Below are 12,627 nucleotides of genomic sequence, written 5' to 3' on the forward strand. Positions count from 1 at the left end.
GGCCGTTCCGAGAGTTCCGGGAGTTTCGGTATTTCCGGGAGCGTCCGGATTACTTCTGGACGGGCTGGTAGGCCCCCGGAACCATCCGCGTGGCGATCGCGATCCGGTTGTACGCGTTGATCACGGTGGCCGCCCAGATCAGCGCAGCGACCTGCTCCTCGTCGAACACCTCGGCGGCCGCCGCGTAGACGTCGTCGGGCACCTGACCGTCGGCGACCAGGGTCACCGCCTCGGTCAACGCCAGGGCGGCGCGCTCGCGGGCGGTGTAGAAGGGGGTCTCGCGCCAGGCACTGAGCGCGTAGATCCGCTGCTCGGTCTCGCCCTGCGCGCGGGCGTCCTTGGTGTGCATGTCCAGGCAGAACGCGCAGCCGTTGATCTGCGAGGCGCGAATTCTGATCAGTTCGAGAATCTCGGGTTCGACCTTCGCGTCCCGGGCCGCGGAAACGGCGGCACCGTGCAGGGAGCCCATCGCTCCGGACACATCGGGGGTGATTTTCTTGAGGGCCACACGAGATATGGAATCGCTGTTGCTCATGGAGAGAACTCTATATCCGAATTCCCGGCTGTGTAACTGTTTCGTCTCGACGTGGCCCTGCCCACAACCGTAGCCCCCGGCCATCTGTCTAGGCAGGCAGAGGCAGAAAACGCGCGAAGGGGAAAGGCCCGCCATGGGGGACATAGGCAGAAGAGGCGCAGTCGCACTCACCATCACCGGACTGCTGACACCGCTCACGCTCGCGTTGGGCACCGCGCCCGCGCAGGCGGCGAGTTGTACGACGTCGACCGGGCCGTACCAGAAGCAGGTGGAGAAGTTCCTCGGCCGGACGGCCGACGGGAGGCAGTCCACCGCCGACTGCAAGGCGATCCAGGCATTCCAGACCAAGCACGGCATCACGCCGAACATCGGGTACGCGGGTTCCGTCACCTGGGGTGTGATGGACCTGATGAACAAGCAGAAGGCCGTGGGCAAGAACCCCAACGCGGCGGGCAAGTGCCCGACGAACAAAGGCCGTATCGCCTGCGTGAACCTGACCCTCCAGCTGAGCTGGATCCAGGACGGCAACAAGCTCGTCTACGGGCCCGTGCCGGTGCGCACCGGCCGCGACGGGTACGAGACCCGCACCGGCCTGAAGAAGATCTACTGGCGGAACATCGACCACGTCTCGTCGATCTACCACGTGCCCATGCCCTACGCCCAGTTCTTCGACGGCGGCCAGGCCTTCCACTCCGTCGGCGTCAGCATGTGGAACCCGCCCGGGTCCCACGGCTGCACCAACATGACCAAGACCGATGCCAAGAAGTACTGGTCGCTGCTGAAGAACGGCGACGACGTCTACGTGTACGGCCGCAAGCCGGGCACCTGACAGGCAACCAGGAGCCCGGCCCGGCGACGACGGTGAAACGTCACGCCTCGGGGGCGTCCCCGAAGTCCGGGATCTCCAGCCTGACCCCGCCCTGCCGCGCGGACTCGTGCGCGACGATGCCCGGCAGGGTGTAGCGGGCCGCCACCCAGGCGTTCACCGACGGCAGTGTCCGGGTGTTGACGGCGGTCACGAAGTCGTCCACCAGGAAGTGGTGGCTGCCCTCGTGCCCGTTGTGCAGCTCGTCGAACTCCCGCGGCAGCCGCGCCCGGTCGTGCACCGGCGCCGACCCGGAGGTGAAGGCGGCCCGCAGATCCGGCGCGATGTGCTGGAGGGAGGGGTCGTCGGAGGACAGGGTGGGCTTGGGCTCAAGCAGCTCGCTGATGTCCGTCACCCCTTTCTTGTCCTGCCAGAACGCCACCGTGGCGAGCTGTTCCATGCTGGCGTCCGTGCCGAAGAACCGGAATCGCGACTCCCGGATCTGCGAGGGGTAGCCGACCCGCCGGAACTCGTTCGTACGGAACGAACCACCGCCCGCCACCTCGAACAGCGCGGTCGCGTTGGAGAAGTCGTTGCCGAACTGGCTCACCTCCTTGTCGAACACCCCGTCCCCGCGCCCGTCCACGACGCCGATCGCCGACACGCTCACCGCGTGCGTCTGCCAGGCACCCAGCACCCCGCCCACCGAGTGCGTCGGGTACAGCAGCGGGGGATAGCTGGCGGTCCGCCTCCAGTCCTCGCCGCCGCTGTACCGGTAGGCCTCGTAGAACCCCAGGTCCATGTCGTGGACGTAGTCGCCCTCGGCGTAGAAGATCCGCCCGAAGGCGCCTTCCGCGATCTGGTTGCGGGCGTGCACGGTCGCCGGGTTGTACTGACTCGTCTCACCCATCATGTACGTCAGCCCGGTCGCCCTGACCGCGTCGATGATCGCCGCGATCTCGTCGGCGGTGACGGCCATGGGGACCGCCGAGTAGACGTGCTTGCCGGCGTTCAGTCCCTGGAGCACCAGTGGTCCGTGCGTCCAGCGCTGGGTGAAGATCGCGACGGCGTCGACCGCCTTGGACTCCAGCATGGCCTCGTACGAGGGGAAGGTGCCGGCCAGCCCCTGGGCGGCCACGAGTTCTTCGGCCCGCGCGGGCAGCAGATCCGTGACGTAGACGTCGCCGACGCCGGGGTGGGCCTGGAACAACGTGGCGAACTGACCGGAGAACTGGCCGGCGCCGACGATGCCGAGGGAGAACGTCATGTAACACATGTCCTTCACTGGTCGAGAATCAGGTTGATCTGGTCGTTGGTCTCGTCGAGGCCGCTCACCGGCGCGCCGTTGCCGTAGATGTCCTCCATCGCGGGCTGCATGAGCGCGGTGACATCGGCCGCGTAGGTGGTGATCGGGTAGGAGAAGGTCCTGAAGTCCTTCTTGTCGGCCACCGGTTCGGTGAAGGCCGACACGTCGAGGCCCTTCTTCTCGTACGCGGCGACCGCGGCCTCGGTGCCGGCCGGGGTGGCGGGGAAGACGACGCCGTACTCGCCCACGACCCTCTGGCAGGCGTCGGAGGCCAGATACGCCACCCACTTGCGGGCGCCCGCCTTGTTCGCCGAGGCCTTGGTGATGGAGTCGGCGAGACCGTTCATCATGGTGGCGCGCTTGCGGCTCGGGCCGGCCGGGGTGACGGCCGCGCCGATGTCCAGGCCCTTGAAGCCGTCGTAGGTGGAGATCATCCAGGCGCCGTCGAAGGTGACGGCGGCCCTGCCCGCGGCGATCTGGGTGTTGGCCTGGTTGGACTGGACGTTGTAGTCGGCGAAGGGAACCATGTAGCCCTTCTCCGCCAGGCCGAAGTACCACTTGATCACGGACTGGAAGGTCTCGCTGTCGTACTGGTACTCGGTGCCCCAGCGTGCCTTGTCCGTGTAGCTCCACCCCGCCGACCCGGTGAAGGGGCTCCACTGGGTCTGCCCGTCGGCATAGCCCCCGCCGTTGCTCGCCAGGCCGTACACCTTGACGTCGTCCTTGTCGAAGCCGGGCTCGTCGCCCCGCCTGCCCGCGCCGTCGACGGTGAGGTGCGCGACGGCCTTCTCGAAGGTGCCGCCGTCCTGCGGGTTCCAGGAGAGACCGTTCAGCTCGTCGGCGGTGAGGCCCGCGTCCTTCACCATCTCCTTGTTGTAGAAGAGCGCGACGGTGTCCCAGTCCTTCGGGGTCCCGTAGCGGTGGCCGTCCTGGCCGATCCAGTTGGCGGCGAGACCCGGCTGGTAGTCGGAATCCTCGATGCCCAGGTCGTCGAGCGGTTCGAGGACCTGGAGATCGGCGAACTGGCCGAACTTCTGGATGTGGTCGGTGAACACGTCCGGCTGGGTGCCCGCGATGAACCCGGCGGTGAGCTTGGTCCAGTAGTCGCTCCACCCCAACTGGGTGATCCTCACGTCCAGTCCGGGGTTCTCCTGCTCGAACCCCTTCGCGCAGGCCTGGTAGGCGGGCAACTGGTTGGCGTCCCACAGCCAGTACGTCACCGTGTCCGAGGAGGCCCCGGTGCCGTCGCCCTGCGCGCAGCCGGTCACCAGGGACAGCGTCAGCGCTCCGGCCCATGCGGTCAGCGTACGAAGTCGCATCTTCAGTTCCCTCACTTGATCCCGGTGAAGCCGATGGAGCTGACGATGCGGCGGGCGGACGCGGCGAAGAGCACCAGCATCGGCAGCGCGGCGATCAGCGTCGCCGCCATGAGCCCCGACCAGTCCACGCCGGTCGCCGGGGTCTGTGCCCGGAAGATCGCCAGCGCCACCGTCAGTACCCGGGAGCCGTCGCTGTAACTGACCATGAGCGGCCAGAAGTAGTCGTTCCAGGAGGTGATGTACGTCAGCACGGCCAGGGTGAGGATCGGGGTGGACGCCATCGGCAGGACCACCCGGAAGAAGATCCTGACCTTCCCGGCCCCGTCCAGCAGTGCCGCCTCCTCGACCTCGTGGGGGATGTTCATGAAGAACTGCCGCAGGAAGAAGACCGCGAACGGTGTCATGAAGAGGCTGGGCAGCGCGATGCCGAGCAGAGAGTCCACCAGGTGGAGCTGCTTGATGAGCACGAAGTTCGGCAGCAGGGTGAAGAGGGTCGGCACCATCAGCCCGGCCAGGAACAGCCCGAACACCTGGTCCCGCCCGCGCCAGCGCAGCCGCGCGAAGGCGTACGCGGCCATCGCGGAGAAGAAGATCTGGCAGCCGGTGATCAGCGTCGACACGATCACCGAGTTGAGCAGATACCGCCAGAAGTCGAGCCCGCCGCCCGCCCCGCCCTGCGCGATCGCCTCCTCGGCCGACTGCAGACCGAGCGCCCGCTCGAAGCCGCTGCCGGTGAGATCGACGGGCAGCGGGTTGGCGGGGTCCGCGTTGAGCCCGGCGTTGGTGGAGAGCGCGGTGCGCAGGATCCAGTAGAACGGCAGCAGGGTGACGAGCACGATCAGGCCCATCGCGGTCCAGGCGGCGGCCCGCCCGAAGGAGAACCCGCGCCTCGCCGGCCGAACAGCCGGAGCAGGGGTCGGTGTCGAAGCCGGTGGTGTCGAGGTCGTCGTCACGGCAGCCATGTCGGTGTCTCCTTCCGTCAGCCGAGGTCGCTTCGGCCGGCCCTGGTGAGCCGGTACTGCAGGACGGTGATCGCGCTGAGGACGACCAGCAGGGCGACCGACATCGCCGAGGCGTAGCCGAACTGGAAGCGGCCGAAGGCGGAGCCGTAGATGTAGAACTGGAGCACGTTCGTCGCGTTCGCGGGTCCGCCCGCCGTGGTCACCGCGACGGTGTCGAACACCTGGAACGAACCGATCACCGTCATGATCATCACCACCGCCAGCACCGGACGCAGCAGCGGCATGGTGACCCGCCAGAACATCCGCCACTCGCTCGCGCCGTCCACCCTGGCCGCCTCGTACACGTCGTTCGGGATCGCCTGGAGCCCGGCGAAGAGGAGCAGCGCGGTGTAGCCGACGTGCCGCCACACGTTGATCAGGGCGATGGTGGGGATGGCCCAGGTCTCGTCGGCGAGGAACGGGACGCGGTCCGCGCCGAGAGCGCCGATGATCTCGTTGCCGATGCCGAGCTGGGTGTCGAGGATCCACAGCCAGACCAGGCCGGCGACCACGTTCGACATCAGATACGGCGTGAGCACGATGCCGCGCAGCAGGGCCGACTGGGTCAGCCGCTGGAGGAGTACGGCGACGGCGAGCGCGGCGACCGTCTGCACACCGATGTTGAGGACCACGTACTCGACCGTGACCGCCAACGATTTCCAGAAGATGGGGTCGTTGACCATCCGGACGTAGTTGTCGAGGCCCACCCACTCTGCCGGGGTGAGCAGGTTGAAGCGGGTGAAACTCAGATAGATGCCCCGCAGCGTCGGCCAGAGCAGGAACACCAGGAAACCGAGCATCGCCGGGGTGATGAAGACGGCGGCCAGGACGCCGTCGCCTCGCCGACGGATCGGTGGACTGGTGGAGGCGATGGTCATCGGGTGCTCCCTCATCGGCGGCGCTGCCTCAGACTCGGACCACTTACTTTTGTCGCGAAAGAATTGTGACGTCAAGAGGCTGCGCGAACATCTTTTGGGAGGGGGTTCACGGGCGTAGGGTGGGCTTGTTGTTTCCATGACGGAAGAAACATGGTGTGGGAGTCTGACCCTCATGACCGCACTCGCTGCCAGCTGGCTGCCGCTCAGTCCCGGGGAACGCGCGGTGGCGATCGAGGTGCTCGTGCACGGCCCGCTCTCCCGCACGGAACTCGCCGGCCGGCTAGGCCTGTCCGCGGGCAGCCTCACCCGGCTGACCAAACCGCTGATCGAATCGGGCCTGCTGGTCGAGACGTCCGAGGGCGCCGCGCTTCCCGAGGTCCGTCAGGGGCGCCCCTCGCAGCCGCTGGACATCGTCGCCGAGTCCCGTTCCTTCGTCGGCTTCAAGGTCACCGACGACATGGTGTACGGCGTGGTCACCACGCTCCGGAGCGAGATCGTCACCCGCTACGACCGCCCGCTCACCACCCATGAGCCGGAGCGGGTCGCGGATCTGCTCGCCGGGATGACCGCCGAACTCGCCCGCGCCCACCCCTCGCTCGCCGGTATCGGCATCGGGGTCGGCGGGTACGTCCGGCGCCGGGCGGTGGTCGGGGAGTCGCCCTTCCTGTCGTGGCGCGATGTGCCGCTGGCCGAACTCGTCGAGGAGCGCACCGGGTTGCCGGTGGTCGTCGAGAACGACGTCGCCGCGCTCGTGGAGGCCGAGACCTGGTTCGGCGCGGGGCGCGGCCTCGACCGGTTCGTCGTCCTCACCATCGGCGCGGGTATCGGCTACGGGCTCGTGCTGGGCGGCAAGCGGGTGGCGTACGCCGAGGAGGACCGCGGGTTCGGCCGCCACTGGATCGTGGACCCCGCCGGCCCGCTCACCCCCGACGGGGAGCGCGGCAGCGCCGTCTCACTGCTGAGCATCCCCGGCATCCGGTACCAGGTGCAGGCGGCGACCGGGCGCGAGGTGACGTACGAGGAGGTCCTGGCCGGTGCGGCCGACGGTGAGCCGATGTGTGTGCGGGTCGTCGGGGAGGCGGGGCGGGCCCTGGGGACGCTGGTGGCCCAGATCGCCAACTTCGTCATGCCGCAGAAGGTCCTGCTCGCGGGGGAGGGGGTGGGTCTGATGGAGGTGGCGGGGGAGGCCGTGGACAAGGCCGTCCGGGCTCATCGGCATCCGCTGGCCGCGCCCGTCCCGCTGGAGACGAAGGTGTCCGACTTCCATGACTGGGCGCGGGGGGCGGCCGTGCTGGCCATTCAGGTGCTCGTGCTCGGGACCGTGGAGCCGTAAACGCAGAGTGATCAGCTTCACGGTCCGTAATGTCGGAAGTGGCACCTTTACTCACATCGGCTTCACGTTCGAGGACATATGGTTTACACCATGTCCACTCCCCCTGATGTCGTCCTGGAAAGATCGGAAGTACCGGCGCGAACGGCCGCCGAGGTCAACGAGGAGATCCGGGCGCTCTGGTTCCGGAGCGGTGGGACGTTGAACAGGGAGCAGCGGAGCGAGTACGAGCGGCTTGTCCTGGAATGGGCGGCGCGCTCCGCCAACTGAACCCGTACGGGTTTGTTCTGCTTTCGTCCGCCGGGTCGGTGGACGGCCCGCCGCGACGTCGTCGTGGCTTGTCGCGCCGTTCCCCCTCGCGCCCTTGGGGGCGCGCCCGCCGGGCGCGCCCCGTCGTGGCTTCTCAGCCCCAACTCCGTGAGTACTGGCGGCGGTATGCCTGCCTGTCCTGTTCCGTGCGGATGAAGCGGGTGGCTGCCAGGGCGACCATGCTGCCGGCGACGACCAGAAGACCCGGCCCGACGTTGCGGGGGTCGGCGAGGCGGTCGAGGAGGTCGGAGGCGGCGCCGATGGACTCGACGGGCTCCACCGAGCCCGGTTCGGCTCCTCCGGGAGCCGCGGCGCCCTGGGAGTCGTCGTCCGAGGAGCCGTCGGCCGCGGCGGTCGGCTGGGCGGCGGACTGGGGCAGGCCGGTCAGCTGGACGCCGAGGTCGTCGAGGGCGTCGGACAGCGGCTGGAAGAACGTCGTACCGCCTTCCTCGCAGTCGCCGTTGCCGCCCGAGGTCACCCCCAGGGCCACCCCCTCCGAGAACATCGGGCCGCCGCTGTCGCCCGGCTCGGCGCAGACCGTGGTCTCGATGAGACCGCTGACCGTGCCCTCGGGGTAGTTGACCGTGGCGTCCAGGCCGGTCACCTCGCCGTTGCGGAAGCCGCTGGTGCTGCCGCTGCGGAACACCCGCTGGCCGACCGCCGCCTCGCCGACCGAGGTGATGCGCACGCCGCGGCCGTCGCCGACCGAGACGACGTTGGTCTTGTTGCTCGGCGCGTCCTGGAGGTACTGCACGAGCGAGAAGTCACCGCCGGGGAAGTTCGACTCGGTCGTCCGGCCGATCTCCTGTTGCCCCTGGTTGTCCGCGAACCAGACGGAACCGGCGGGACCGCAGTGCCCGGCGGTGAGCATGAAGTCGTTCTCGCCGTCGGTCACGTTGAAGCCGATCGAACAGCGGCCCCCCGTGCCGAAGATGGGCTGGGCGCCGTTGAGTCGCATCGTGTACGTGCCCTCGGTGCGCTCCATCCGCACGGACCCGCCGATCTCCTCGGCGAGGTCGGTCAGGCTCGCCCAGTCCTTCTTGGAGACCGTGCTGTCGGCCCGCACGACGACCTCGTTGGAAGCGGGGTCGACGGCCCAGGAGGTGCCCGACACCCGGGGCGCCGTACGCAGGGCCTCCGTGGCCGACTTCAGGTCGTCGCCGCTGTACTCGACCATTTTGGGGCGCGCACCCGCCTGCTCGACCTCGGCGGCCGCCTTCTCGTCGGTGACCGCGACGACCGGCTCGCCGTCCTCGGCGATCCAGGTGCCCGCCGTACGCTCGGCACCCAGCTCGTTCACCAGACCGTTCCCGGTGCCGGACGCGGCGAACACCGCACTGCGGGTCGCGGGCGGGGAGGTGGTGGGTTCGGTCGCCATCGCCGCCTGCGTGACCATCAGGGTTCCGCAGATCAGTCCCCCGGCGGCCGTCAGCCGCGCCACCCGCTTCACGACTCGTCGTCGTGCGTGCCTCATTGCCTGGCTCCCGAACCCCGTCCGACACGGTGTCAACACCGCCAGGGCGTCCGGTCCTTGAGCGCCCTCCTTTCATACGTGCGGCGGTCGGCACATGTTCACCAGTCCGCGTCGACGTATCCCAACGTCCGGTTCATGGCGATCGCGCGCGCGTTGGCCGGATGATGCATCGTTCGGACGATGCTCACCCCGCACATTCCGGCGAACCCGATGCCGAAGGTCTTCATGGCCACCGAGATGCCCCGGCCCCGGTGTCGGACCCGAACCCCGGTCATCTCGTTGAACACGAACCCGGACCCCCGCCGGTCGGAGGTGGCCGCCATGCCGACCCACCGGTCGCCGTCGAGGGCCAGCACGACACCGCGCGGATCGTAGGCGGGCACCTCGAAGCGGAGCCGGTGGTACTCGTCGTACTCGAAGAAGGCACCGCGCCCCGGGATGTCCGCCGAGCACTCCTTGTTGAGTTCGTACAACGCCCGGCGATGCTCCGGGGTGTCGCCGAGTTCGGAGAGCGTCGTCAGCCGGATACCGGAGGTGCGGCACTTGTCGACGTACGGCTGGAAACGTGCCAGGTCGAAGTCGGTGACGTCCAGCTGGAGCCGGACCCACTCGGTCGCCGTCAACGCTTGCCTCCCACTCCGCAGTACATGGCCACTTCCGCCGGTTCCCCGGAGGCGGGATCGCCGCTGATCTCCGGCCGCCAGCGTGTGCACGAGACCACGCCCGGTTCGAGGAGGTCGAGCCCGTCGAAGAAGCCGGCGATCACCTCCGGTGTGCGCTGGGTCAGCCGTGGGATGCCGTGCTCGTTCCACCAGGCGGCCGCGATGTCCACGTCGGGCCACTCCGGGCTGGTGATGGTGTGCGACAGCACCAGATGGCTGCCGCTGGGCAGGGCGTCCATCAGATGGCGCACGATGCCGTACGGGTTCTCGTCATCGTGGATGAAAGCCAGCACGTCGAGCAGCATCAGCGCGACCGGCCGGGTCAGGTCCAGGGTTCTCGCCGCGTGTTCGAGGATCGAGTCGACGTTGCGCAGGTCCTCGTCGACGTGGTCCGTACGGCCCTCGGGTGAACTCGTCAGCAGGGCGCGGGCGTGCACCAGGACCAGCGGGTCGTTGTCGACGTAGACGATCCGGGCGTCCGGGGCGATGTGCTGGGCGACCTCGTGGGTGTTCTCCGCGGTCGGCAGTCCGGCGCCGATGTCCAGGAACTGCCGGATGCCCACGTCGGCGGCCAGATGACGCACGGCCCGCCCCAGGAACTGCCGGTCCGCGCGGGCGTAGTCCTCGATGCTCGGATGCAGCCGGCGTATCTCGTCCCCGGCCTTCCGGTCGACCTCGTAGTAGTCCCCGCCGCCGAGCCAGTAGTTCCAGATCCGTGCCGCGACCGGTCGCGTGGTGACGATGCGGCGGTTCAGCGACGAGGAGGGGAAGTCCGAGGGGGCCGGGTTGTCCGTCACGGCGTCAACTCCTGGATCTTCTGTTGAAGGTGCGTGCTTCATCCAACCGGCAATGTAGACCCGTCGGTTGGCCTTTGCCGATACTTCGGCGATCTTCACCGCGGTACCTGCTGCCGCGCCCCGGTCGGCGCCCGGCTGAACAGCGATCGTCGAGACCCCTCTACTAATCAGTAACTCTTAGGTAGTCTCCCGGCCACCAGTGGGCATGACCATGACGAGTGCGGCGAAGGTTCCATCGACCTCGCCGCTTTGACATGAGAAAAAGGGGACGAACATGACAGCAAGCGGTGTGGGACGCCGCATGACGACGGTCGCCGCGGTGGCCGTACTGGGTCTGGGTGCTTCGGTGACCGCGGCCGTTCCGGCCGCCGCGGCGCCTGTCGAGGCCGCGGTCGGCGCGGCGGCAGCCGCCGAGGTGGACTACGCGACCTGGCAGAAGGATGTGAAGGCCGTCGTCGACACGGCCACTCCCTACATACAGCAGCGCACCGCGAACTCCTCGGGGCAGAAGCTCGCGGTCGTCTTCGACATCGACAACACCACGCTGGAGACGCACTACACGCCCTGGTACCAGCTGCCGACCCCGGCGCTGAAGCCCTCCCTGGAGCTGGCCAAGTACGCCAAGTCCCGGGGGGTCGCCGTCTTCTTCGTCACCGCCCGGCCGGGCATCATCGAGAGCGTCACCAAGTGGAACCTGAAGACCGTCGGTTACCCCGTCGACGGCCTCTACGTACGTGACCTGCCCGACCTGTTCGCCGAGGTCTCCGCCTACAAGACCGCCTCGCGCGCGGACATCGAGTCCGACGGCTACAAGATCATCGCCAACGTCGGCAACAACACCACGGACCTCGTCGGCGGCCACGCCGAGCGGACGTACAAGCTGCCCGACTACGACGGGCTGCTCGACTGACGCCGCTCCACCGTTCGTTCCTGGGTGTACGGCCGCCGGTTCCCGCGGGCGGCCGTACACCTAGACTCCCGCCATGGCCGACGACATCTCGCTCGACGCGCTCGGCGCGGGCAGCTACCTCCTGATCACCACCTACCGCAAGAACGGCACGGCCGTGCCGACGCCGGTGTGGGTGGTGCGGGACGGGGACGCGCTCGGCATCTGGACGGTCGCGGACTCCTGGAAGGTCAAGCGCATCCGGAACCGCGCCGACGTCCTCGTCGGCCCCTGCGATGTGCGCGGCAACCCCACCGGCGACTCCGTCCCCGCCCGCGCCGAGATCCTCGACGCGGCCGACTCCGCCGCCTACCGCAGGCTCATCGCCCGAAAGTACGGCGTCCTCGGACGCCTCACCCTCCTCGGCAGCCGACTCCGCCGGGGCGCCGACGGCACGATCGGTATCCGTGTCACGCTGACGAAGTAGGCTTCCGCGAGGCTTCCTTGAGCCTCGCCGAGGCTCCTCGGGCGGCTCGTCACGAACGGTCGCCCGCGTGCCCCGTCCGCCACGCCCATGCCGCGATCTCCACCCGGTTCCGGGCGGCGAGCTTGAGCTGGACGCTGCCGAGGTGGGTCTTGACCGTGGAGAGCGAGACGAACATCGAGGCGGCGATCTCGGCGTTGGTGTGGCCCAGCGCGACCAGACGTACGACGTCGAGTTCCCGGTCGGTCAACGGCTCCTGAGGACGCGGGGCTTCGGATCCGGGGGCGGCCTCCTTCTGGGCCGTGAGGTGCTTGAGGAGCCGGACCGTCACCGACGGCGACACCAGCGAGTCGCCCACCGCCGCAGCCCGTACGGCCTCCGCCAGCAGGGCCGGCCCGGAGTCCTTGAGCAGGAAGCCGCAGGCGCCGCCGCGCAACGCCCCGTAGACGTACTCGTCGAGGTCGAACGTGGTCACCACGACCACCCGCAGCGGATCGGCCACACCCGGACCGGCCAGCAGCCGGGTCGCCTCCAGGCCGTCCAGCCTCGGCATACGGATGTCCAGCAGACACACATCGGGCCGCACCTCGCGGGCCAGCCGCACGGCCGTCTCGCCGTCGGCGGCCTCGGCGACCACGGTGATGTCTGGCTGCGCGTCGAGGAAGAAACGGAAGCCGGTGCGGACCATGTCCTGGTCGTCGGCGATCAGAACCCGGATCGGGCTGCGGTCGTTCATGGGCGCATCATGCCTGAGGGGGGAGGGGAGAAGGGGAACCCGGGAGGGGCGGTGGAGTGAGGCGAGGGGCGGGGAGAGCTGGGAGAGGGAGGGGGCCAACCTCTC

The 12,627-nt window shown here is 68.7% G+C and carries 14 protein-coding genes; 5 read left to right on the plus strand and 9 right to left on the minus strand.

The features are described 5' to 3' along the window. Positions 1-49: 49 nt before the first annotated feature. Positions 50-535 carry a carboxymuconolactone decarboxylase family protein gene (locus OG858_RS42575; protein ID WP_319065366.1) on the minus strand — a complete coding sequence of 162 codons (486 nt, stop codon included), beginning with the start codon at positions 533-535 and terminating at the stop codon, positions 50-52. A gap of 133 nt (positions 536-668) precedes the next feature. Between OG858_RS42575 and OG858_RS42580 the strand changes: the two genes are divergently transcribed. Beyond that, positions 669-1,364, plus strand: coding sequence for a L,D-transpeptidase family protein (locus OG858_RS42580; RefSeq protein ID WP_086748368.1), 696 nt, complete (start codon positions 669-671; stop codon positions 1,362-1,364). A gap of 40 nt (positions 1,365-1,404) precedes the next feature. Here OG858_RS42580 and OG858_RS42585 read toward each other — a convergent pair whose 3' ends face one another. Genes OG858_RS42585 through OG858_RS42600 form a run of 4 tightly spaced genes read right to left on the minus strand, consistent with a single transcriptional unit; the run spans position 1,405 to position 5,844 of the window. Further along, positions 1,405-2,607, minus strand: a complete 1,203-nt coding sequence (locus OG858_RS42585; RefSeq protein WP_086748374.1) for a Gfo/Idh/MocA family protein — start codon at positions 2,605-2,607, stop codon at positions 1,405-1,407. Between the two features lie 14 nt (positions 2,608-2,621). Next, entirely contained in the window at positions 2,622-3,965 is a 1,344-nt protein-coding gene (locus OG858_RS42590; RefSeq protein WP_086748369.1) for an ABC transporter substrate-binding protein, read from the minus strand. Between the two features lie 11 nt (positions 3,966-3,976). Further along, positions 3,977-4,927: a carbohydrate ABC transporter permease gene (locus OG858_RS42595; protein ID WP_086748370.1), complete on the minus strand. Its 951-nt coding sequence runs from the start codon at positions 4,925-4,927 to the stop codon at positions 3,977-3,979. A gap of 17 nt (positions 4,928-4,944) precedes the next feature. Beyond that, positions 4,945-5,844, minus strand: coding sequence for a carbohydrate ABC transporter permease (locus tag OG858_RS42600; RefSeq protein ID WP_319065364.1), 900 nt, complete (start codon positions 5,842-5,844; stop codon positions 4,945-4,947). A gap of 172 nt (positions 5,845-6,016) precedes the next feature. Between OG858_RS42600 and OG858_RS42605 the strand changes: the two genes are divergently transcribed. Together OG858_RS42605 and OG858_RS42610 are read left to right on the plus strand one after the other, a co-directional pair. Next, on the plus strand, positions 6,017-7,177 hold the full coding sequence (locus OG858_RS42605) for an ROK family transcriptional regulator (protein WP_328543890.1): 1,161 nt from the start codon (positions 6,017-6,019) through the stop codon (positions 7,175-7,177). Positions 7,178-7,255: 78 nt separating this feature from the next. After that, the gene (locus OG858_RS42610) at positions 7,256-7,444 is read left to right on the plus strand and encodes a hypothetical protein (RefSeq protein WP_037698438.1); all 189 of its coding nucleotides are present in this window, start codon (positions 7,256-7,258) and stop codon (positions 7,442-7,444) included. 133 nt (positions 7,445-7,577) lie between these two features. Here OG858_RS42610 and OG858_RS42615 read toward each other — a convergent pair whose 3' ends face one another. The 3 genes from OG858_RS42615 to OG858_RS42625 form a co-directional block, all read right to left on the minus strand. Beyond that, on the minus strand, positions 7,578-8,957 hold the full coding sequence (locus OG858_RS42615) for a S1 family peptidase (protein WP_179201437.1): 1,380 nt from the start codon (positions 8,955-8,957) through the stop codon (positions 7,578-7,580). Between the two features lie 98 nt (positions 8,958-9,055). Further along, positions 9,056-9,580 (minus strand): GNAT family N-acetyltransferase, encoded by a 525-nt coding sequence (locus OG858_RS42620; protein WP_256961061.1) that lies wholly within the window; start codon positions 9,578-9,580, stop codon positions 9,056-9,058. Then, complete coding sequence (locus OG858_RS42625; RefSeq protein ID WP_086753519.1) at positions 9,577-10,416, minus strand: SAM-dependent methyltransferase; 840 nt, start codon at positions 10,414-10,416, stop codon at positions 9,577-9,579. Before OG858_RS42625 ends, OG858_RS42620 begins: the two co-directional genes overlap by 4 nt. A gap of 274 nt (positions 10,417-10,690) precedes the next feature. Here OG858_RS42625 and OG858_RS42630 point away from each other — a divergent pair, with 274 nt between their 5' ends. Both OG858_RS42630 and OG858_RS42635 read left to right on the plus strand, forming a co-directional pair. Continuing rightward, on the plus strand, positions 10,691-11,326 hold the full coding sequence (locus tag OG858_RS42630; RefSeq protein WP_086753517.1) for an HAD family acid phosphatase: 636 nt from the start codon (positions 10,691-10,693) through the stop codon (positions 11,324-11,326). Between the two features lie 73 nt (positions 11,327-11,399). Then, positions 11,400-11,789, plus strand: coding sequence for a PPOX class F420-dependent oxidoreductase (locus tag OG858_RS42635; RefSeq protein ID WP_328543889.1), 390 nt, complete (start codon positions 11,400-11,402; stop codon positions 11,787-11,789). Between the two features lie 49 nt (positions 11,790-11,838). Here the strand turns inward: OG858_RS42635 and OG858_RS42640 are convergent, their stop codons facing one another. Next, positions 11,839-12,522, minus strand: coding sequence for a response regulator transcription factor (locus tag OG858_RS42640; RefSeq protein ID WP_319065360.1), 684 nt, complete (start codon positions 12,520-12,522; stop codon positions 11,839-11,841). Between the last annotated feature and the right edge of the window lie 105 nt (positions 12,523-12,627).

The sequence above is a fragment of the Streptomyces europaeiscabiei genome, from assembly GCF_036346855.1.
Classification (GTDB): Bacteria; Actinomycetota; Actinomycetes; order Streptomycetales; family Streptomycetaceae; genus Streptomyces; species Streptomyces europaeiscabiei.

Bases quoted from the DNA above. Each gene is read 5' to 3' on its own strand.
- OG858_RS42640 (WP_319065360.1), bottom strand. From the start codon at position 12,522: ATGAACGACCGCAGCCCGATCCGGGTTCTGATCGCCGACGACCAGGAC.
- OG858_RS42590 (WP_086748369.1), bottom strand. From the start codon at position 3,965: ATGCGACTTCGTACGCTGACCGCATGGGCCGGAGCGCTGACGCTGTCC.
- OG858_RS42610 (WP_037698438.1), top strand. From the start codon at position 7,256: ATGGTTTACACCATGTCCACTCCCCCTGATGTCGTCCTGGAAAGATCG.
- OG858_RS42600 (WP_319065364.1), bottom strand. From the start codon at position 5,844: ATGACCATCGCCTCCACCAGTCCACCGATCCGTCGGCGAGGCGACGGC.
- OG858_RS42575 (WP_319065366.1), bottom strand. From the start codon at position 535: ATGAGCAACAGCGATTCCATATCTCGTGTGGCCCTCAAGAAAATCACC.
- OG858_RS42635 (WP_328543889.1), top strand. From the start codon at position 11,400: ATGGCCGACGACATCTCGCTCGACGCGCTCGGCGCGGGCAGCTACCTC.
- OG858_RS42580 (WP_086748368.1), top strand. From the start codon at position 669: ATGGGGGACATAGGCAGAAGAGGCGCAGTCGCACTCACCATCACCGGA.
- OG858_RS42630 (WP_086753517.1), top strand. From the start codon at position 10,691: ATGACAGCAAGCGGTGTGGGACGCCGCATGACGACGGTCGCCGCGGTG.
- OG858_RS42585 (WP_086748374.1), bottom strand. From the start codon at position 2,607: ATGACGTTCTCCCTCGGCATCGTCGGCGCCGGCCAGTTCTCCGGTCAG.
- OG858_RS42605 (WP_328543890.1), top strand. From the start codon at position 6,017: ATGACCGCACTCGCTGCCAGCTGGCTGCCGCTCAGTCCCGGGGAACGC.
- OG858_RS42595 (WP_086748370.1), bottom strand. From the start codon at position 4,927: ATGGCTGCCGTGACGACGACCTCGACACCACCGGCTTCGACACCGACC.
- OG858_RS42615 (WP_179201437.1), bottom strand. From the start codon at position 8,957: ATGAGGCACGCACGACGACGAGTCGTGAAGCGGGTGGCGCGGCTGACG.